21 protein-coding genes, 1 pseudogene, 1 riboswitch and 1 other annotated feature (1 of these 24 running past the window's edge) are annotated in these 20,853 nt (G+C 41.1%); of the genes and pseudogenes, 12 read left to right on the forward strand and 10 right to left on the reverse strand.

Going from position 1 to position 20,853, the window contains the following annotated elements; genetic code table 11:
* Positions 1 to 36, reverse strand: a binding site (T-box leader) (it extends 177 nt beyond the left edge of the window).
* Positions 37 to 234: 198 nt separating this feature from the next.
* The 4 genes and pseudogenes from ASC42_RS00965 to ASC42_RS00975 all read right to left on the reverse strand — a co-directional run bounded on the left by ASC42_RS00965 (position 235) and on the right by ASC42_RS00975 (position 2,936).
* Positions 235 to 1,583 (reverse strand): annotated as a pseudogene (locus ASC42_RS00965) (ISLre2 family transposase).
* A 258-nt stretch (positions 1,584 to 1,841) separates the two neighbouring features.
* A complete protein-coding gene (locus ASC42_RS00970) occupies positions 1,842 to 2,423 on the reverse strand; it encodes a DUF2087 domain-containing protein (RefSeq protein ID WP_055440144.1) in 582 nt (193 codons plus the stop codon).
* A gap of 98 nt (positions 2,424 to 2,521) precedes the next feature.
* Entirely contained in the window at positions 2,522 to 2,662 is a 141-nt protein-coding gene (locus tag ASC42_RS13955; RefSeq protein WP_006320695.1) for a hypothetical protein, read from the reverse strand.
* 10 nt (positions 2,663 to 2,672) lie between these two features.
* A complete protein-coding gene (locus tag ASC42_RS00975; protein WP_003397789.1) occupies positions 2,673 to 2,936 on the reverse strand; it encodes a YtzC family protein in 264 nt (87 codons plus the stop codon).
* 124 nt (positions 2,937 to 3,060) lie between these two features.
* Here ASC42_RS00975 and mnmL point away from each other — a divergent pair, with 124 nt between their 5' ends.
* Positions 3,061 to 4,011, forward strand: coding sequence for a tRNA modification radical SAM protein MnmL/YtqA (mnmL, locus tag ASC42_RS00980; RefSeq protein WP_055440145.1), 951 nt, complete (start codon positions 3,061 to 3,063; stop codon positions 4,009 to 4,011).
* Positions 4,011 to 4,583, forward strand: a complete 573-nt coding sequence (mnmM, locus tag ASC42_RS00985) for a tRNA 5-(aminomethyl)-2-thiouridylate-methyltransferase MnmM (RefSeq protein ID WP_055440146.1) — start codon at positions 4,011 to 4,013, stop codon at positions 4,581 to 4,583. Before mnmL ends, mnmM begins: the two co-directional genes overlap by 1 nt.
* Positions 4,584 to 4,624: 41 nt before the next feature.
* Here mnmM and ASC42_RS00990 read toward each other — a convergent pair whose 3' ends face one another.
* The 3 genes from ASC42_RS00990 to ASC42_RS01000 are packed head-to-tail and all read right to left on the reverse strand — an operon-like array spanning position 4,625 to position 7,094.
* Entirely contained in the window at positions 4,625 to 5,188 is a 564-nt protein-coding gene (locus tag ASC42_RS00990) for a Uma2 family endonuclease (RefSeq protein WP_055440147.1), read from the reverse strand.
* Positions 5,189 to 5,230: 42 nt separating this feature from the next.
* Positions 5,231 to 6,301, reverse strand: a complete 1,071-nt coding sequence (locus ASC42_RS00995) for a tetraprenyl-beta-curcumene synthase family protein (RefSeq protein ID WP_055440148.1) — start codon at positions 6,299 to 6,301, stop codon at positions 5,231 to 5,233.
* Positions 6,276 to 7,094 carry an alpha/beta hydrolase gene (locus ASC42_RS01000; protein WP_055440149.1) on the reverse strand — a complete coding sequence of 273 codons (819 nt, stop codon included), beginning with the start codon at positions 7,092 to 7,094 and terminating at the stop codon, positions 6,276 to 6,278. The genes ASC42_RS00995 and ASC42_RS01000 overlap by 26 nt, the downstream gene beginning before the upstream one ends.
* Before the next feature lie 82 nt (positions 7,095 to 7,176).
* On the opposite strand from ASC42_RS01000, the gene ASC42_RS01005 reads away from it, so the two are divergent.
* The 3 genes from ASC42_RS01005 to ASC42_RS01015 all read left to right on the forward strand — a co-directional run bounded on the left by ASC42_RS01005 (position 7,177) and on the right by ASC42_RS01015 (position 9,440).
* Positions 7,177 to 7,707, forward strand: coding sequence for a gamma carbonic anhydrase (locus ASC42_RS01005; RefSeq protein WP_032100444.1), 531 nt, complete (start codon positions 7,177 to 7,179; stop codon positions 7,705 to 7,707).
* 73 nt (positions 7,708 to 7,780) lie between these two features.
* Entirely contained in the window at positions 7,781 to 8,299 is a 519-nt protein-coding gene (locus tag ASC42_RS01010) for a phosphatase PAP2 family protein (RefSeq protein WP_055440150.1), read from the forward strand.
* A gap of 13 nt (positions 8,300 to 8,312) precedes the next feature.
* Positions 8,313 to 9,440 (forward strand): glycosyltransferase family 4 protein, encoded by a 1,128-nt coding sequence (locus tag ASC42_RS01015; protein WP_055440151.1) that lies wholly within the window; start codon positions 8,313 to 8,315, stop codon positions 9,438 to 9,440.
* On the opposite strand, the gene asnB is transcribed toward ASC42_RS01015, so the two are convergent.
* Entirely contained in the window at positions 9,431 to 11,320 is a 1,890-nt protein-coding gene (gene asnB / locus ASC42_RS01020) for an asparagine synthase (glutamine-hydrolyzing) (protein WP_055440152.1), read from the reverse strand. The two genes, ASC42_RS01015 and asnB, sit on opposite strands and share 10 nt — an antisense overlap.
* Positions 11,321 to 11,381: 61 nt before the next feature.
* Positions 11,382 to 12,587, reverse strand: a complete 1,206-nt coding sequence (metK, locus tag ASC42_RS01025) for a methionine adenosyltransferase (protein ID WP_004888955.1) — start codon at positions 12,585 to 12,587, stop codon at positions 11,382 to 11,384.
* A gap of 121 nt (positions 12,588 to 12,708) precedes the next feature.
* Positions 12,709 to 12,817: riboswitch (SAM riboswitch) on the reverse strand.
* Between the two features lie 174 nt (positions 12,818 to 12,991).
* Here metK and pckA point away from each other — a divergent pair.
* From pckA to ASC42_RS01050, 5 genes are all read left to right on the forward strand, one after another.
* A complete protein-coding gene (gene pckA, locus ASC42_RS01030) occupies positions 12,992 to 14,578 on the forward strand; it encodes a phosphoenolpyruvate carboxykinase (ATP) (protein ID WP_055440153.1) in 1,587 nt (528 codons plus the stop codon).
* A gap of 117 nt (positions 14,579 to 14,695) precedes the next feature.
* The gene (locus tag ASC42_RS01035) at positions 14,696 to 15,673 is read left to right on the forward strand and encodes an N-acetylmuramoyl-L-alanine amidase (protein WP_055440154.1); all 978 of its coding nucleotides are present in this window, start codon (positions 14,696 to 14,698) and stop codon (positions 15,671 to 15,673) included.
* Between the two features lie 51 nt (positions 15,674 to 15,724).
* The gene (locus ASC42_RS01040; RefSeq protein ID WP_055440155.1) at positions 15,725 to 16,690 is read left to right on the forward strand and encodes an energy-coupling factor ABC transporter permease; all 966 of its coding nucleotides are present in this window, start codon (positions 15,725 to 15,727) and stop codon (positions 16,688 to 16,690) included.
* Positions 16,687 to 17,421 (forward strand): energy-coupling factor transporter transmembrane component T family protein, encoded by a 735-nt coding sequence (locus tag ASC42_RS01045; RefSeq protein WP_245191125.1) that lies wholly within the window; start codon positions 16,687 to 16,689, stop codon positions 17,419 to 17,421. Before ASC42_RS01040 ends, ASC42_RS01045 begins: the two co-directional genes overlap by 4 nt.
* The gene (locus tag ASC42_RS01050) at positions 17,421 to 18,146 is read left to right on the forward strand and encodes an energy-coupling factor ABC transporter ATP-binding protein (protein ID WP_055440157.1); all 726 of its coding nucleotides are present in this window, start codon (positions 17,421 to 17,423) and stop codon (positions 18,144 to 18,146) included. The genes ASC42_RS01045 and ASC42_RS01050 overlap by 1 nt, the downstream gene beginning before the upstream one ends.
* A gap of 64 nt (positions 18,147 to 18,210) precedes the next feature.
* On the opposite strand, the gene desB is transcribed toward ASC42_RS01050, so the two are convergent.
* Entirely contained in the window at positions 18,211 to 19,290 is a 1,080-nt protein-coding gene (desB, locus tag ASC42_RS01055; RefSeq protein WP_055440186.1) for a Delta(10) desaturase DesB, read from the reverse strand.
* Positions 19,291 to 19,523: 233 nt separating this feature from the next.
* Here desB and ASC42_RS01060 point away from each other — a divergent pair, with 233 nt between their 5' ends.
* Together ASC42_RS01060 and ASC42_RS01065 are read left to right on the forward strand one after the other, a co-directional pair.
* Complete coding sequence (locus ASC42_RS01060; protein ID WP_055440158.1) at positions 19,524 to 19,766, forward strand: DUF2584 domain-containing protein; 243 nt, start codon at positions 19,524 to 19,526, stop codon at positions 19,764 to 19,766.
* A 100-nt stretch (positions 19,767 to 19,866) separates the two neighbouring features.
* On the forward strand, positions 19,867 to 20,844 hold the full coding sequence (locus ASC42_RS01065) for an ABC transporter substrate-binding protein (RefSeq protein ID WP_055440159.1): 978 nt from the start codon (positions 19,867 to 19,869) through the stop codon (positions 20,842 to 20,844).
* The last annotated feature ends 9 nt before the right edge of the window (positions 20,845 to 20,853 follow it).

A 20,853-nucleotide genomic window follows, 5' to 3' on the forward strand; every position in this document is an offset into this window, starting at 1 on the left:
CATTTGTTTACTACTACTCCTTTTCACCGTCATTTCCATTATTTCATTATACACATTATTTTAAAAAATTTACACCCTCGTTGCAAGTGTATTTAAGTATGGGTTTGAGTCAAGACTTTGTGGGAGATTTTTTTCTCGACCGATTTTTTTGGTTATATATGGTTTTATGGACTTGTTTCATGTAAGCGCTTTTATCTACTCTTATCCTGTAGGTATGTGCCTATATCTGTGTTTTTAAAAACCTTTCAATGCTTGCAATACCTCGTAAATCGGTGCCCCTGAAGATTGCAAAGGTATGAGATATGATGTCGTACCACTTCTGCCATTTGCGTTTGCACGCGCTTCAGTGCCTTTCTCACGATCGTTTCTCGTTTCGTTTCTTCTCGTTCTTCCACGCCATACATCACCCCACGGCGTGTCCGAATGAGTAACGTATCTTTTATCGCGACGATCGCTCGCAACATCGCTTCAATTCCTGCATCCCTCCAGCTTCGACCGTTTTTACTTCGTTTCGCAAACACATGCATCGTTCCTTCCGCACTCCCCATCGCTCTCATGTTTGTCGTGTCGATCCCTTTTTCCTTCAGCCATATGCGATAGTCACGCAAACATCCTGGCATCTCCTCGATTCGACGAACAAGCGCCTCGAGTTGCTTTTCCTTCTCCCCATGTTCTAGCGTACCGATGGCACTTGTGAGTTCTCGTAACACCCCCTCTTCATCCCATGACGCGAATGTTTTTCGAATCGCCCGATATCTCGCATGACCTCGGAACAATTGCCGAATCTCTCTCGCTACATGGAACTGATCGAGCTGAAAGTACCCTCTATCTCCGAAATATTCACGACAACCCGTGATCCATGGGGCACCATCTCCATTGATGACGACCCAATCTTCTAGTGGATCATACCCATATTCTTTCACTAAGAAGCTCTCGATGGCTTCCCAGATTGGCTCATTCGTTTGATGAACATAGTAGCGTCGGTTCACCAAAGAAACTCGTTTGCCGTTTTTCTCCCATCCCTGGTGAATCGTCACAATTTTCTCTTCTTTTCCTTTCATGCGGCTTCGTTGCCGTTTGACGTACAACCCGTCCGCTTCAATGAAAAACACCCGACCTTTTTTCTCCATCTTGCGGTGTCCAACGACTTCAGCCTCGACAATCAACTGACGAATCGTTTCGTGGCTCATGCACGCATATCCCACCAGTTTCTCTAAGGACTGGGCAGCTTGTCGATACGATGAACCTGTCACTGCCAGATGAATCGCTGTTTCTTCTAACAACGGACTGACTCCATGTGCCCCATCAAACTGAAGAAAAGCATCCAACAAACAGACATACCCCTGTTTTTCCCGATCGAAGTAATAGTTCCGCTTGACTTCCAATTCCCCAAACATCGTCTACATCCATATCACCCGCTTATCTTTGAGCGCGTATCGTTTTTTATCTCGTTTTTCCGCTAATGTGTGATCGATGTCCTCCAACACCTGTTGAAGCAGTTGACCATATTCTTTTTGCATATGCCGAAACAATAACTGTTCAATGTCTTTCCATGTGACTCCATCTGTGATATAATCCTGCATGGGCTCCACTCCTTTCTTTGGTTATTTTTTCGCACTTACTGCCTTACAGGAGGAGAGCCCATTTTTCATCTATTTTGCTTACATATCGGACAGGTTCCTGATTATACCAAATCAGGAACCTGTCTTTTTTTCTCCCACAAACATTTTACTCATACCAAGTATGGCTGCTCAATCATATGCACGACACGTATATGATGTGAAATAAAGAAACATTCGCTTGACTGAGCTGCTCTACAAAAATGTTTATTCTACAAACTATCACTCGATCTTCGCCCACATTTCTTCAGGATTTAATTCATATATGCCGTTTTCACGGTACATGTAGTTGTTAATGATAAACTCTTGACGAATTGTAGCGTAATCATCGTGAAACTTTTTAATATACTCATTTAGTTCTTTCTCTTCATACTTTCTTCCTTTTTGTAGTCCTTTAAGCATATGCTCAAACACGATCAACTTCTTTTTCCGTTGTGCAGGAATATGTTTTAGCCGTCCATCGCTTGTAAAGAAATTATCGATTACTTTTTGTCTTTCCGCCATCACGTCTTTCATATCTTTTTTCACCTCTTCACCTGTCGATAAATCCATTAAAGCAGATGCGTAATGTCGAACAACAGATTGATTTAAATAAAAATAAATTATGTTGCCTTCACGTCGTTCATATACCACATTGACATCTCGCAATTTATGCAAATGATGCGTAATCGTCGGCGGTGTAAGCCCTAGCTTCCCAGCGATCGCTTGGCCATGCAATGGTCCTTCAGAAAGAAGCTTAATAATACGTAAACGCGTTGGATCACCAATTGTTTTGAAAAAGATAACTAGCCGATTTAACTGCATAAGACCTCCCAAATTCGATAATTATCTAATTAGATTTTTATCAAATTAGATAAAGTTAGTCAAATAAAATCCACTCGGAAATGTTCCGAGTGGATTTGTTATGTTTCATTGTGATATTCTGCTTTCGCTTCTTGACCCTTTTTCGCATTCCTTTGTTTCACTTCTTTTACCGGATCACCGAAATCTTTCGCATGCAACGTTTTTTGTTCTGGATTGTTTTGTTTCGAACGTTTTTTCATCGTTTTCCTCCTAGTGACGAAGTAAAATCATATCGTTTTGTAATTGTTCAAGTTGCAGGCGCATGCGATGTAATTGTTCGCGCTGTTGGGCGTTACAACTTAACGAAAAATGCGCCAAATCGGTCACCGCATGTTCAAGCATTTGCTGTGCTTTTACATATTCTGTATCGTTATAATGTTCAAGCTTGCTCGCTTCCGTATATTGCTCTTTCGCGTAGCGAAGCACATCTTCACAATGCTGCAAAAATTCATCCATCGACTGTCTTGTTGCCATACGCATCCCTTCCTTTCTTCTCTATCGCTTTATAGTTTGTACATTTTCTTGTCATTTATCACAGCACCATTGAGTTTCACGCTTGAAACGTGCTACAATGCTAAAATGATGCGAGGTGATAAATATGAATCCTTTTCCATATACAAACGACAATAAACGGTACCACACATGGAATTATCATTTACGCCAAACGTTTGGTGAAAAAGTGTTTAAAGTGTCGCTTGATGCAGGATTTGACTGTCCAAATCGCGACGGCACGGTCGCATACGGCGGTTGCACATTTTGTAGCGCTGCGGGTTCTGGTGATTTTGCAGGTAGACGAACGGACGATTTAGTGACACAATTTCATACGATTAAAGAAAAAATGCATACGAAATGGAGAGATGGCAAATACATTGCCTATTTTCAAGCGTTCACAAATACGCACGCTCCTGTTGACGTATTGCGTGAAAAATACGAAACCGTATTACATTTAGAAGGGGTCGTCGGTTTATCAATCGCGACACGACCTGACTGTTTGCCGGATGATGTCGTTGACTATTTAGCCGAATTGAATGAGCGAACGTATTTATGGGTCGAGCTTGGCTTGCAAACTGTTCATGAACAAACAGCTGCTTTAATTAACCGCGCACATGACTTTTCATGTTATGTAGAAGGGGTACAAAAGCTACGCAAACACGGCATTCGTGTTTGTGCTCATATTATTAACGGATTGCCGCTTGAAACGTACGACATGATGATGGAAACAGCAAAGGCGGTCGCGCATTTAGATGTGCAAGGTATTAAAATACATTTGCTTCATTTGTTAAAAGGAACACCAATGGTAAAACAATATGAAAAAGGAATGCTTCGCTTTTTAACGTTCGATGAGTATGTTCAACTCGTTTGCGATCAGTTAGAAGTGTTGCCGCCAGAAATGATCGTTCATCGCATTACAGGAGATGGTCCAATCGATTTAATGATCGGTCCGATGTGGAGCGTCAACAAATGGGAAGTGTTAAACGCTATCGATGCTGAACTAGAGCGACGTAATAGTTATCAAGGAAAAAAATATGTGCGAAAGGAAGAAAGATGATGAAACTAATGCGCATTTTGCCGTTTGCCCGCTCGCTCATCGATTTAGCGGTCAAAGAGGGCGATATTGTCGTCGATGCAACGGTTGGTAACGGTCATGATACGCTTTATTTAGCTGAACGTGTCGGACCGTCTGGACATGTGTTCGGGTTCGACATTCAAGCACAAGCAATTGAAAATACGACAAAACGATTGCGGGAACATCATATAGAAACACGCGTCACGCTTGTGCAAGCAAGCCACGCGGAACTTTATACCCATATTCCTTTTGAATATAAAGGACGCATCACCGGGGCAATGTTTAATCTCGGTTATTTGCCCGGGGGAGATAAACAAATTGTCACAAAGCCAAACTCAACGATTGCTGCCATTGAACAGTTGCTCGACATCATGGCTCCTGAAGGAATGATTGTACTCGTGATTTACCACGGTCATCCTGAAGGAGCGATCGAACGGGATGCCCTGTTGCAATACGTCTCAGCAATCGATCAACAACGCGCACACGTCATGCGATACGAATTTATCAATCAAATCAACCACCCACCGTTTATCGTCGCGATTGAGAAGAGATAAAAAAGTAGCGATCAGTTCTCCCTATCGCTACTTTTGTTTAGTTAGTGAAATATTTCTTCTAAATCAACAAACAAATCCGAAAAGTAAACAGATTGAACAATCCCTATGCTCACCTTAATATCTGCCTGCTCGTACAACCCGTCTTCATTTAATGCATAAACGGTAACTGCTTGTTTCATCGGATTAACGATCCAATATTCTTTTACACCATATTCCATATATAAATTAAATTTCGTTACTAAATCATGCGCTTGATTGGAAGGGCTCAATATTTCAACAATTAACGTTGGAACACCAACATATTTTGTGTCTGTAAATCCTGATGGATCACAAATAATGCTTAAATCAGGAATGACAAGTTTTCGCTCAGAACATTTCTCACTCACTAATTCAATATCTGTTGGAGCCGCAAATACTTTACATGTCTTTCTTTTTAAATAATTCCCAAATATCGTATGAAGATTGCTCGATACAAGTTGATGCTGAATGCTAGGCGAAGGAGTCATATAAACAATACCATTAATGTATTCTAACCTTTCATCACTATTTTGGCGCATCATTAAATATTGTTCATACGTCACATGCGAAAAGCGAGGAAACGACATGATCATCCCTCTTTTCTTTTCTTTCATTATACAGCGATTTTCTCATACATACATCCATTTTTGCCATTTTCGATACATTCTGCCGTTCCAATAAAAGAAGTGAGATGTCATGCCACCAGCGCGCAACAATTGTTTCGCCAACTGACGAATCGTTTCTTGTTCATGCACTTTTTCATCTGATAAATATAATCCGAGCAAACCACGATGAATAAAGCGATGAAATTCACGATGTGGCAACTGTGCAATATGACGTTCTGCTTCTTCAACGAAGTGGCATAAACGAGCAAATAACGTCTCCTCATTTGGATAATAAAAACAAAAGTTTAAATCTCCACCTTGTCGATCTTCTTCTTGATCAATGAAGTAATCAAGCAAAATATGCAATCCTTGTACATATGGGAAATAGCTATCCCGTACCCGTTCAGCAAGGCGAATATCAAACGAGTCGGTATAAGCGTAAGCAACTAGACAAAAAATACCGAGCGTCGAACCAGAACAAGCGGAAAATTCGTACCACTCCATTTTTGGCAACGATGCTTCATGTTTAGCGAACCATTGTTTCAAGCGGGGAATGCGCTCTTCCTTTTTTACATGTTTATGTACTTGTAAGTCACAATAATATGATGCAAGTTCATGTAAAAATGGAGCAATGACGTCATAATGTTTCACTTCTTGCAACATTTCTTGGCACGTATCGACAAGAGCATGCAAATAGCCACCGTCCTCTTGTTCGGCACGATAACGATAATACGCCTCTTTTTTTGCCCCGATAGTTAACGCATGGATCATCGAATCGTGCAACGCACGAAAGTCAGTCGGGTCAAGCGACGTGCTGCGATCGCATAAATTATCTAAATAATCACTAATCGTTTGATAAGCAACGATAAAACGAATGCATCGCTCCATTTCTTTTCCTGCAAGTAAAGATAAAATGGCGCCTCCCTCACAATGAAACGTTTTTGTTGCGATGCTCGCTAACGCTTGTTTGCGCAATTCTTCATCCGGAATAGCTTCTGCCCTTTTCTTCCAAACAGCTAATTCGCGGTGAACAAGCGGAAAAACGCGACGATATACAGCTCGCATGAGACTAAACGGATTTGTCGGAACGTTCAATGAGTTCACCCCTTTGCAGTTGCAAAGCTAAAAACGTATGGGCATATAAAAATACTTGTTCACGTTCAAGTTCGTTAAAAATTTCGTGATATAGCTTTGGCCATTCTTTATACACTTTTTCGCTTACCGTCAGCTGATCAAACCATGATTTCACTGCACTTTTATCGACAATTTTATCATCTCCTGCTTGCATGACAAGCATCGGAACGTCTGGTAAATCCGCAATTTTCTCGTGAGCAATGCGAATGGCTTTTACTAGCTCACGATACCAACGAACAGACACTTTCGTCACATATAATGAATCATTTTTATCCATCTCGCGCACTTCTTCATTTCGGGTCGCCATCTCTACCGTTAACCCTGATGGAAAACGCTTTTTCGGATGAATAATATTTAAAATGCGCGAGGCGACTTCAAGTGCTTTGGATGGATAATGAACGAGTCCTAAACATGGGGAAGATAAAATGACACCTCGCACAGGAAGACGCTTTTCTTGCAATGTGCGAATAACAACGAGCCCACCCATGCTGTGACCGAGTAAAAAAATAGGCTGTTCATACACGCTTGCTTCATGAACCCAACTTGCGACTGCTTCAATATATTCGTCAAATGAATCGATATGTCCTCTTCGACTGCGTGATGTCGTTCCTTGCCCCGGTAAATCTCCTGCAACAACGTGAAAACCGTGCATGCGAAACATTTCAATCAACCATTTATACCGACCGTGATGCTCAGCTGCACCGTGAACGATCACGATCGTTCCCTTAGCGTTTTCTCCTTCCCATTTCCACATATACTGCCCCCCTTTATATTTACGAATAGCCGAAAAATTTGTACACTAAATATAACAAATCGAAACGAAAGGGACGAGTGAAATGATTTATCCGTATAAAGAACATACACCAAACATTGCACCTTCCGCCTTTATCGCAGATTATGTCACAATTACAGGCGATGTAACGATTGGAGAGGAAACGAGCGTTTGGTTTAACACGGTCATTCGCGGAGATGTCGCACCGACAATCATCGGCAACCGTGTAAACATTCAAGACAACGCTGTCCTTCATCAAAGTCCAAACAACCCACTCATCATTGAAGATGATGTCACCGTTGGACATCAAGTCATTTTACATAGTGCCATCATCAGAAAAGGCGCTCTCGTCGGCATGGGTTCTATCGTTTTAGACGGTGCTGAAATTGGTGAAGGTGCATTTATCGGTGCTGGCAGCCTCGTGCCTCAAGGGAAAAAAATCCCTCCCCGCACACTTGCATTCGGACGCCCAGCGAAAGTGATCCGTGAACTAACTGAAGAAGATGAGCGTGAAATGGCACGCATTCGCCGAGAATACGTAGAAAAAGGTCAATATTATAAATCACTTCAAGTAAACAAACCACGCGACAAATAAGCGTGGTATTTTTACATTGTTTTATTATTTACTTAACATATGTATTTTATCATAAAGTCAGGGGGATTTGCTTATGTTACGAAAATGGTACGAATGGGAATGCAAGTTATTTTACAACATTAATCGTTATTTTGATCAGAAATGGCTAAACGCCTATTTTCGTTCGATTACACACATTGGAGGGGCAACATTTTCCATTACAGCCGTTATGCTAGCCATTTGGTTATTGCATGATGAATGGCGCGATACTGCTATCGCAAGTGCGATCGCCTTAGCACTTAGCCATATTCCTGTCGCAATAATGAAAAAAATGTATCCTCGCAAACGACCGTATATTTCACTGCATAACACGAAGGTAACAAAAAACCCATTAACTGACCATTCATTTCCATCAGGACATACGACGGCCACATTCTCTGTCGTTATTCCATTTTTATTATACGCTCCACCATTAATGATTTGGCTGTTGCCAATCGCATGTAGTGTCGCTGTTTCACGCATTTATTTAGGGCTCCATTATCCGTCTGATGTGCTTGCCGGTTGTATGCTCGGTACGTTGTTTGGCGTCGCTTCATTTTCTGTCATTTTATAAGGGAGGAATGGGCATGAAAATTGCTTTATTCACCGACACGTTTGCCCCTGAAGTAAACGGGGTAGCCCACACATTAAAAAGATGGGTCGATTTTTTAGAAAGTCACCAAGTTGCGTACCGCGTTTTCGCTCCGGAAACGCGGACAGAAGATGTTTCGACAAATTGTATTTATCACTTCAAAAGCTTTCGTTTTTTTCTTTATCCCGAATGTCGTTTGGCAATCCCAAACACGATGACTATAAGAGAGCAGCTAGAGCAATTTCAACCGACGCTCATCCATATTGCTACTCCATTTAACATCGGTCTGTGCGGTTTGCATTATGCCAAAAAAATGAATATCCCCTTTGTCGCTTCTTATCATACCCATTTTGATCAATACTTACACTACTACAACCTCGATTTTTTATCACCGTGGCTTTGGCGTTATATGCATTGGTTTCATCGTTCTGCCGAAAAAATTTTCGTCCCTTCTGAAGAAACGCTCAACGAATTGCAACAGCGCGGCTTTACAAACTTACACATTTGGTCGCGCGGCGTTGATTGTACAATATTTTATCCGAAAGAAGACAACCGATCATTCCGACAGGCATATGGCATTACTGAACCGTATATCGTTTTATATGTCGGTCGGTTAGCGCGGGAAAAAAATGTCGATTTACTCATCCAACTCGCCAAACAAATGCCTTCTTCTATTCGTTGGATGATCGTTGGAGACGGCCCGTTAAAAGCGCAATTACAACAAATAGCTCCAAGTAATGTGACGTTTACAGGGTTTTTAAGGGGCGATGCACTCGCTGAAGCATATGCAGCAGCGGACGTATTTGCATTTCCATCGCCAACAGAAACGTTTGGCAATGTCGTATTAGAATCATTCGCATCAGGAACTCCTGTTGTTTGCGCAAATCGTGGTGGCGTAACAACAATTGTGAAAGAGCAACAAACAGGTTTATTATGCCCTCCTCATGATTTAAACACTTGGCGAGCAGCAATTGAATATATGTTAAAAAATGAAGAAAAACGAAAACAAATGGGGAAAGCCGCTCGGGAATACGCAGAAACGAAAGACTGGAACAGCATATTCACCGAACTTCTTTCCCACTATGAACAAGTGATGCATAAACGCGAGTCTCGTTACGCGTAAGAGCGAAGAAGTGGAGATAGCTTTGCAAAATCGTACTTTTCTTCTACGTACACGGCATGCCAAACCATAAACATCAGTACCGTCCATAATTTTCGACTATAATCGGCTTTTCCTGTCGCATGGTCATTAAGCAACTGCAAAAGAACATGCTTATGGAATAAATGATTCGTTTCACTTTGTTGGATCATCGTTTTTGCCCAATCGTACAACTCATCTTTTAACCAATGACGAATCGGAACAGGAAAACCGAGTTTTTTACGATGCAATACGTGATCTGGAACAATGCCTTCTGCCACTTTCCGCAATATATACTTTGTTGTACCGTTAGCTGTTTTCAAGTGAGCAGGTATATGTTTAGCCACAGCGAACACTTCTTTATCTAAAAACGGGACACGCAACTCAAGCGAATGAGCCATCGTCATTTTGTCAGCCTTTAACAAAATATCTCCACATAACCACGTATGCAAATCGACATATTGCATTTGTTCGACAGGATCGTATAACGCTGTTTCATCATATAAATGTTTCGTTACGTTCGTATATTCCCAATCACTATTGTATTCTTTTAATGTAAGAGCTTTTTCTTTTTCCTCAAACATTTTCGCGTTGCCAACATACCGATCACGCAATGGTGTCGTACCGCGTTCAATAAAACTTTTTCCTTTCATTCCTTCAGGAAGAAGACGGGCAAGTATACGCAATGCGCGCTTCATCGGCCGAGGGAGATGGTTGAATAGGCGCAACGAATATGGTTCACGGTAAATATTGTAACCTCCAAATAATTCATCTGCCCCTTCACCCGATAAAACGACCGTCACACGCTTTCTCGCTTCACGAGCGACAAAATAAAGCGGAACAGCGGCAGGATCAGCGAGCGGGTCGTCCATATGCCACATGATACGTGGAAGTGCTTGTACGTACTCTTCTGGAGAAATGATATAGCTGTAATGTCGAACGTGTAGTTGATCAGCTGTTTCTTTCGCCACATCTATTTCACTAAACCCTTCTCGAGCAAATCCAACCGAAAACGTCTCGAGCTGCGGATGAAATTGTTTAGCTATTGCAACAACAAGTGAGGAATCAATCCCACCGGATAAAAAAGAACCGACAGGCACATCGCTACGCATATGCACTTCAATGGATTTGAATAGCGCATCACGAATATCACTAATCCACTTTTCTTCTGATTGATGGATCGGCATAAATGTTGGTGTAAAATAACGAACAAACATTGGTTGCTCGCCAATTTTTTTCATGATATAATGCCCAGGCTTCAGTCTACAAATATTTGCTGTCATTGTAAGTGGCTCTGGCACATATTGAAACGTTAAATAATGATGGAGTGCTTCTCTGTTGATATCTCCATCAATTGCTAATAAGAGGCTTTTCTTTTCCGAAGCAACGAGAAGACGATCATCTTCAATCGTATAAAAAAATGGCTTAATACCAAACGGATCGCGTGCAGCAAATACTATTTTTTCTTCTTTATCCCAAATGACGAAAGCAAACATACCGCGCAATTGTTGAACACAAGCCTCTTTTGTTTCAGCATATAACGCTAAAATAACTTCTGTATCTGAATGTGTCGTAAATTTATATCCTTTTTGCTCAAGTTGCTCGCGCAATTCAATATAGTTGTAGATTTCTCCATTAAAAATAATCCAATATCGATCATTTTCATAGGAAAGCGGCTGATGACCTGCCTCTAAATCAATAATGCTCAGACGACGAAAAGCAAAATGCACATGCTCATCGAAAAAATATCCCTCGTCATCTGGTCCACGATGAATAATCGCATCATTCATCTGACGAAACGTTTGTTTCCATTCACCGCATATTTGATTTGGTTGATCATATATCACTCCAACAAAGCCACACATGTTTTCACCCCGTTTCACTAACAAATAGAGAGAGCTACATGACGTAACTCTCTCCCTTTTCTTACTTCGCTAACTGTAACGCTTGTTGTTTTAACGCTTCCGCTTTATCAGTACGCTCCCAAGGAAGATCAATATCTGTGCGACCAAAGTGACCGTAAGCAGCTGTTTGTTTGTAAATTGGACGGCGAAGATCAAGCATTTTAATGATTCCTGCTGGGCGAAGGTCAAAATTGTTGCGCACCACTTCAATTAATACATCTTCAGATACTTTACCTGTGCCGAACGTATCAATGGAAATTGATACTGGTTGCGCCACACCGATCGCATACGCTAACTGCACTTCACATTTATCTGCAAGACCTGCTGCAACGATGTTTTTCGCTACGTAACGAGCGGCATATGCTGCCGAACGGTCTACTTTCGTTGGGTCTTTTCCTGAGAATGCTCCACCACCGTGACGAGCATAACCACCGTACGTGTCAACGATAATTTTGCGTCCTGTTAACCCTGCATCACCTTGTGGACCACCGATCACGAAACGACCTGTTGGGTTAATGAAATATTTTGTGTTTTCATCGATCAACTCCGCTGGAACAACAGGTTGAATGACATGCTCTTTAATGTTGCGTACAATTTGATCTTGTGTAATTTCTGGATGATGTTGTGTAGAAACAACGATCGTATCGATACGTACAGGTTTGCCGTTTTCATCATACTCCACTGTCACTTGCGTTTTTCCGTCTGGACGTAAATAAGGTAAGATATCTTCTTTACGCACTTCAGCTAGACGGCGCGCAAGTTTATGTGCGAGCGAAATTGGAAGCGGCATAAGCTCTTTCGTTTCGTTGCACGCGAAGCCAAACATTAATCCTTGGTCACCTGCACCGATCGCCTCGATTTCTTCATCTGTCATTTGCCCTTCACGAGCTTCTAACGCTTTGTCAACACCCATCGCAATATCTGGAGATTGCTCATCAATTGATGTTAATACAGCGCACGTATCTGCATCAAAGCCGTATTTTGCGCGCGTATAGCCAATTTCACGAATCGTTTCACGGACAATTTTCGGAATATCTACATATGTAGATGTTGTAATTTCCCCGCTCACTAAAACAAGCCCTGTTGTTACGCTCGTTTCACACGCAACACGCGCATTTGGATCATTCGCTAAAATCGCATCTAAAATCGCATCGGAAATTTGGTCACAAATTTTATCCGGATGCCCTTCCGTTACAGATTCAGATGTAAACAGACGACGTTTAGGCATTCAAACATTCCTCCTCAATAATAATGACAAATGATACGGTACTCATCCCTCTTATTATGGTCTATCGTGAAAAAAACCTTTCCTTCAGAGGAAAGGTTTTTGCATTTGTCTGCGCCTTTCACTCTTATCGTTCAAGGGCGTTCCCTTGCCACAGGTTAGCACCTTTTCACATACGTGACGGTTGCTGGGTTTCATCGGGCCTGTCTCCCTCCACCAACTCGGGATAAGAGTATCCGTTCATCTCAGCATCATATCACATATATCATCAGCGAGTCAACGTTTTTTCTACTGTAATGATTTTGAAAATAAATTCAAGAAAAATACGCTAATTAGTATGGACTATTTATTAAAATGTGTTATACTTTTTACATAAAGATAAATCAAACAAAGGTAGGTTTTGTCCAATGAATTCCATTGAACTGACAAACAAATTATCGACACTCTTACAAAGGGATGGGGTTTTTCATAACTTATCTGTACCACGACTAGTAGAGAAAGTATTAACTCGGAAAGAAGGCATTCTTACTTTATCAGGAGCGATTTGTGCAACAACAGGAAAATATACAGGTCGCTCCCCGAAAGATAAATATATTGTCGAAGAGCCATCTGTTAAACATAAAATTGATTGGGGAACTGTCAATCAACCAATTTCTGAGGAAGTATTTGATAAACTTTACAACAAAGTGATCGATTATTTAATGACAAAAGAAGAATTGTTTGTATTTAATGGCTTTGCAGGCGCTGATCCAGCTTATCGTTTGCCAATTCAAGTTGTCAACGAATTTGCTTGGCATAACTTATTCGCCCATCAGTTATTCATTCGTCCAACAACGGAAGAATTACAAGCGCATGAGTCACAATTTACAGTCATTTCTGCTCCAACATTTAAAGCCGATCCAGCTGTTGACGGCACGCGTTCAGAAACATTTATTATCATCTCGTTTGAACGTCGCACTGTGCTAATTGGTGGGACAGAATATGCAGGTGAAATGAAAAAATCAATTTTCTCCGTCATGAACTTCTTATTGCCAGAGCAAGGAATCTTCCCGATGCACTGTTCAGCAAACGTTGGTCAAGAAGGAGATGTCGCGCTCTTTTTCGGTTTATCAGGCACAGGAAAGACGACGCTCTCTGCCGATCCAAACCGTCGCTTAATTGGCGATGATGAGCACGGTTGGTCAAACAACGGTGTCTTTAATATTGAAGGCGGATGTTATGCTAAGTGCATTAACTTATCACGTGAAAAAGAGCCACAAATTTTTGACGCGATTCGCTTCGGTTCTGTATTAGAAAACGTCATGATTGACCCAGATACGCGCATACCAAACTATGACGATGCGACGTTAACTGAAAATACACGTGCCGCATACCCGCTTGAAGCGATGGATAACATCGTTCAGCCAAGCGTTGCTGGCCACCCGCATACAATCGTCTTTTTAACAGCAGATGCGTTCGGTGTATTGCCACCAATTAGCAAACTCACAAAAGAGCAAGCAATGTATCATTTCTTAAGCGGGTATACAAGCAAGTTAGCAGGTACAGAGCGCGGGATTACAGCACCAGAAGCAACGTTCTCTACATGCTTCGGCTCGCCGTTTTTACCGCTTCCAGCAACACGATATGCAGACATGCTCGGACAAAAAATCGATGCTCACGACGTTCAAGTCTTTTTAGTGAACACTGGTTGGACTGGTGGTGGATACGGCGTTGGTGAACGAATGAAGCTGTCGTATACGCGCGCGATGGTGAAAGCAGCGTTAGAAGGAGAGTTAAATAACGTCGAAACCGTTCAAGATCCTATTTTTGGATTACACATTCCACTTCACGTCCCAGGTGTTCCTGATGAAGTGCTACAACCAAAAAGTACATGGGCGGATCAAGCAGAGTACGAACAAAAAGCAAAAGAGCTTGCGGCGAAGTTCCGCGAAAACTTCAAGAAATTCAAAAACGTTGATCCACGCATTGAACAGTTCGGTGGACCAATTGGATAAATGACAAAAGCTGCCTGCTTATTCGGCAGCTTTTTTTATTTTTAATGACTTCGTACAAACCATTTTTACTATGAAACATATAGTAGTGTATAGAAGTGAACAAAAGGAGGATACAAAATGAATGGACTATTTGCTCTCCCGCAATTAAAAGATGTACGTCATCTTCTCCCTACTCGTTCTGGACAGTCGTACAAAAAAACAACATTGCAGCAAAAAACACATATTATTATTCATCATAGTTTAACGAAAACAGGCTCGGCATTTGCATTTGCTAATTATCATGTTAGCAAGGGGTGGCCAGGAATCGGATACCATTTTGTTATCGAACAAGACGGAACGATTCATTTTTGCAACGATTTAGAAACAATTAGCTACCATGTTGGTAATCATAACTCATACTGCATTGGCATTTGTTTAACAGGGGATTTTCGCACACAACAACCGACAAATGAGCAAAAACAATCATTGAAAGCATTATACAAAACACTTGTCAGCATCATGCCGAACTATAAAGACGTAAAAGGACATAACGAGCTGAAAGGATATGAATGGAAACAATGTCCGTGCTTTAACTACTTAGAAGTACTAAATGAAAAAGAAAACGTCACTGTTCAGATCAAAGAAGAAGTAAAACAATATACCGTTCAACAAGGAGATACGTTATGGGCAATTAGCCAAAAAACAGGGGTAAGTGTAAAAACGTTACTTCGTCTAAATCCAGACATCAATCCACGAACATTACAGCCTGGCCAACAAATAATTATCGAAAAGCAAGTAAACAAATCAGAAGTCAAGTCTCCATCGCAATCGGTCAATCAACCACTAAAACAGCAAAATCCAATTGAACAACTAATAAGCAAACTTCCGAATAAAGTATTACGATACGGTGATCGTGGTGAAGACGTGCGCATCTTACAACAAGCATTAAATGCAATCAATTTCAAATGTGGAGCAGAAGACGGGATATTCGGCAAAAAAACGTTAGATGCTGTGCAACGGGTCAATCTCATGTTTTCTGGTGGAAATAAAAATGGTGTTTATGACGAAAAGACGAAAAATTATATAATAAGTAAGCTAAAAGAAAAAATAAAATAGCTTTTCATCGTACATCTCCCCTATAATAAAGCATGAGGGGGGATACTGGCGATGCATATGGCAGATGCGCTCATTTCACCTACGGTAGGAATAGCGATGTGGGGGGCTACAGCAGGTATAGCAAGCTACTCATTAAAAAAACTGAACATTGAAGCTGATGAAAAAAAGCTGCCACTTATGGGAGTGCTCGGAGCATTTGTATTTGCCGCGCAAATGATTAACTTTGCTATTCCGGGTACAGGATCGAGCGGACATTTAGGAGGTGGACTGTTGCTTGCCGCTTTGCTCGGTCCGTATGCAGCATTTTTAACGTTATCCGTCGTTTTATTTATACAAGCACTCTTTTTCGCAGATGGTGGACTTTTAGCTTTCGGATGTAACGTGCTTAATCTCGGCTTTTACACATGTTTTATCGCGTATCCGTTATATAAGCAGCTCATTCGTCGAACGAACATATGGTTCGCCTCCATTATCGCTGCTGTCGTTGGATTACAACTCGGTGCATTTAGTGTCGTCGTTCAAACATTGTTGTCAGGCAAAGTCGAGCTTCCATTTACAACTTTCACGTTATTTATGCAACCTATTCACTTAGCGATTGGCATTGTAGAAGGAATAGCTACCGCTACTGTTATCTCCTTTGTTGCAAAAACAAAACCAGAGCTTTCGCCAACAATAGAGACGCCGATGAATCGCCTCATCGGGACGCTCGGTTTGCTTGCTCTCATCATTGGTGGCATTTTTTCATCCATCGCTTCTTCTAAGCCAGATGGATTAGAGTGGTCTATTTTTCATACGATCGGTACGGATGAACTGCATGCAACAACGGCAATTCATCACGCACTTGAACGTCTCCAACAATCGCTTGCTTTGCTTCCTGACTACAATCTGAAAGGCGGAGGCACATCAATCGGATGGCTAGATATCGGGACAAGTATTTCTGGTGTTATCGGTGCATTCATTGTTGCTGTAGCAATCGTGGCGCCATACATCATTAAAAAATGGAGAAGAGAAGCTTGATCTATCCACATATGCTAAACATTGTGCAACGACGTCATATTCATCCGCTAAGTATACTAATTATAACGTTTACATACATCTTCGTCGTTGCATCGTTTCATTCATATGCTTTTATTGAAATGGTACCGTTATCGCTTTACCCGATCGCTATGATCATTTTTTATCGCCTTTCTATTCGTCATATAAAACACGTACTCATCGCTTCATTGCCATTTGCTACAGTCATAGGAGTTTCGCAATTGCTTTTTATTGATGAACATATATTATTTTTTCATTGGTACATCGAAGCAAGATGGATGGCATTTTCTACATTTGTTTTAAAAAACACACTTGCAATACTTGCAGCAACCATTTTATTTTTAACTACACCGATTGAACAACTTGCTGGTGCGCTCCTTTCTTTGCGCATTCCACGCTTTCTCGTTATTCAATTGCTTTTGACACATCGATACATTTTTTTATTTTTAGAGGAAGCAAAACGCCTTCGCGAGGCGTACATGTTGCGAGCCCCACACCATCGCGCTATCAAACTATCTGTTTGGGGATCGCTCGTTGGACATTTACTTTTACGAACTTTCGATCGCGCTGAGCGCGTGTATGAAGCAATGACGTTGCGAGGCTTTTCTATTCAACATATGCATATAAAAATAAAACGATGGACAATGAAAGAGATGGTATACACATATGTAACGGTTATATTGTTCATCGTTTATCGTTTGGTGATCATATGATGATAAGTGTATCAAATGTTTTCTACGTATATCCAGATGGTCATGAAGCCATTCGCGATCTTTCCTTTTCGGTTCAAAAGGGAGAATGCATTGGGATTATTGGAGCAAACGGGGCAGGGAAATCAACGTTATTAAAACTGCTCGTCGGATTATATACACCACAAAGTGGATGCATTGTCATTGACAATATGCGCATGTCGAAACAAACGTTACGACATATTCGTCAAATTGTTGGCTTTACATTTCAGCAAGCAGATGATCAATTATTTATGCCAACTGTCTACGATGATGTCGCATTTGCACTTCGCAATGACGGCATAAATGAAGATGAAGTGAACCAGCGGGTAGCAAATGCTTTAACGATTGTTGGTGCTATGCATGTAAAAGATCGTCCACCTTATCGTTTGTCTGAAGGAGAAAAACGACTCGTCACTATAGCAACTGTGCTTGCAATGAAACCGAAAATTTTGCTGATGGATGAACCGACGGCGGCGTTAGATCCGAAAGCGCGGCGAACGCTCATTCACCTCGTTCAAGAGTTGCCACACACAAAAATTGTAACGACACATGACCTTGACTTCGTACTTGAATGTTGTGAGCGAACGATTGTACTTGCAAACGGAACGATCGTATACGACGGTCCGACAGAAAACGTGTTAACGAACGAACCGTTTTTACATGAACATCACTTAGAGCTCCCTCTTATGCTGCAAAGGAAAAAATAAGGCGTGGCTCATTGCCACGTCTTCTCTTTATTCTACAAACAAAAAAAGCGCCCATATATGACGCTTATTTTTGTTTGACCATTTTTTCTAAAACATTTTCTTTCACTTTATGAGAAAGATCATCTATATTCAATCCATTTCCGAGCGTTCCGTATACGTATCCTTGGCGTGGTTCGATGAGTTCTGTTTGCTCATGATAAAGCCGCGGCGTTTTCCATAGAGCAATTAATGCTTTTGTCATCGGCATTTCATGATAACGATCCGGCCATAGTTGCTTAATATATTGTTTAACTAGCGGATAATATTTTGAACTCATTGCTGGGAATAAATGATGTTCTGTATGGTGTGAAAAGTTAAAATGCAACACATCAACCCATTTCGGCACAATAACTGTTAAGCTATTAGCTAGCGGATCGTTAACCGGAACGAGTGGATTTAAGCGATGATTCGTTGAAATGTACCCCATAACGATCGCATTTCCAATAAGCAATGGAAGAACGAACGCAAAGAGCCATTTTTCCACTCCGATCATCAACAATAACCCAATCCATATCGACCAAGGTAATACAAACTGCCAAAATACAGCCCGACGACTGCCCCGTTCAAACTCCTTCCAAAAGTGAAGAAGCATATGAAGTGAATGAACCGTAAACATCCCTGCTAAAGACAAAAATGAGAAAAACGCACGAATCGGAAACGGAATGCGGTAAATCCAGCGAAGAAAACGACTTTGAGCTAAACGTTTGATCGTCGGCCACGCATCTGGGTCGAGCTCCTCATGTTGAGTATGCACATGATGCGTTGCGTTATGCCACTTTCTCCATAACTTTGGACCTGTGCAAAGCGGCAAAAATGCGATGCCGCCTAATAAATCACGAAGCCATGCTCTCTTTACGACCGTTCCATGCAAAATTTCATGTCCTAAAAACCCTAAACCTGCAAAACAAAACCCAATAACAATCGAAAGCAATCCATTCCATAACCAATGTAGATCAAATAAAGAAATCGTGACAATGCTACTAACTAAAACGAGCATGTAAGCAAGGCCACCGAACAGACGAGATGGAACAGGACGGAACGCTTCCTCAGGCAAATACGGGGCAATGCGAGCCGCGTACCACCCAAATGAATGAAATTGTTTCATCAATAAAAAAACTCCCCTCATACATAAACACTTCGCTTCAAAAAGAAATGAATATTCTAATATCTCTTTCTAAAGCTTATTGCCATCGTATCATTTACATTCTTGTCCTGTCAATAGAATTTATTACTAGGTAATATGATTTGTTTATATGATATAGTTACAAAAATATGAAATGTAGTTGTGTAATTGTCATAAATGTGTTTCAATGAAGGTAAAAATGTGGGGTGATCCATATGGGTATGCCGTTAGAGATTCAAACGATGATCGTCACGAACGGAAAAGAAAAACGAATCGAACATAATCTATTCACTTTGCAAAAAGAAGGCTATCGTCTATATCCGCTTGATATCCCATTAGAAGTAAGACGAACAAAACACGGAGAAGCAACAGGGCAAGCTGTTGTCAAAAAACTTGTTCTTGAAAACGAGACAACGATCGTTACATATGAATTGATTTCCTTACATTCGATTAATTAAACCGTCGTGTCACCTGTCACGGCGGTTTTCTTTTTCGGGCATTCACACATTTTTATTAGGCGCATACGATAAAGCAAACGAAAGGAAAGAGGGGAAGAAGATGCGAAAATGGGGGTTTTTGCTCATTGCTTTGACGTTTTTACTCGCGGCTTGCTCATCAAATGATGTAAAAACGTTGCGCATTGCCGAAGTCACTCGATCAATTTTTTACGCTCCACAATACGTGGCAATTGAGAAAGGTTTTTTTGCTGAAGAAGGACTTCATATTGAGCTAAATACAACGTGGGGCGGCGATAAAACAATGACGACGCTTTTATCGAACGGAGCAGATATTGCACTTGTCGGTTCCGAAACATCTATTTACGTATACAGTCAAGGAGCCGTTGATCCGGTCATCAATTTCGCGCAATTGACACAAACCGATGGTACATTTTTAGTTTCCCGCGAACCAATCGCCAACTTCACTTGGGATCAACTGAAAGGAAGTACATTTTTAGGGCAACGAAAAGGCGGTATGCCGCAAATGGTCGGAGAGTATGTCTTGAAGCAACACGGAATCGATCCACATAAAGACTTACATCTCATTCAAAATATTGAATTTGCCAATATTGCCAATGCGTTTGCGAGCGGAACAGGTGATTTCGTCCAACTATTCGAACCGACGGCTAGTATTTTTGAACAAGAAGGAAAAGGGTATATTGTCGCTTCGTTCGGAACAGAATCTGGACACCTCCCGTACACAACATTTATGGCAAAACAAAGTTTTATTGACGAAAATAAAGATGTCATCGAAAAATTTACACGTGCCCTCTATAAAGCACAGACATGGGTGCAAGCACACGATGCAAAAGAAATTGCAACAGTCATTCAGCCATACTTTGAAAATACACATATCTCTCTTATCGAAAAAGTCGTCGAGCGCTATAAAAATCAAGGCTCATATGCAACTGATCCGATTTTAGACGAAGAAGAGTGGAATCATCTTCAAAACGTGATGAAAGAAGCAAATGAGTTACCTTCCTACATTGACCACTCGATTTTAGTGAATACATCGTTCGCTGAAAAAGCGAAAAAGTAGGTGAACATC

This window comes from Anoxybacillus suryakundensis (genome assembly GCF_001418025.1).
Lineage (GTDB): Bacteria > Bacillota > Bacilli > Bacillales > Anoxybacillaceae > Anoxybacillus > Anoxybacillus tengchongensis.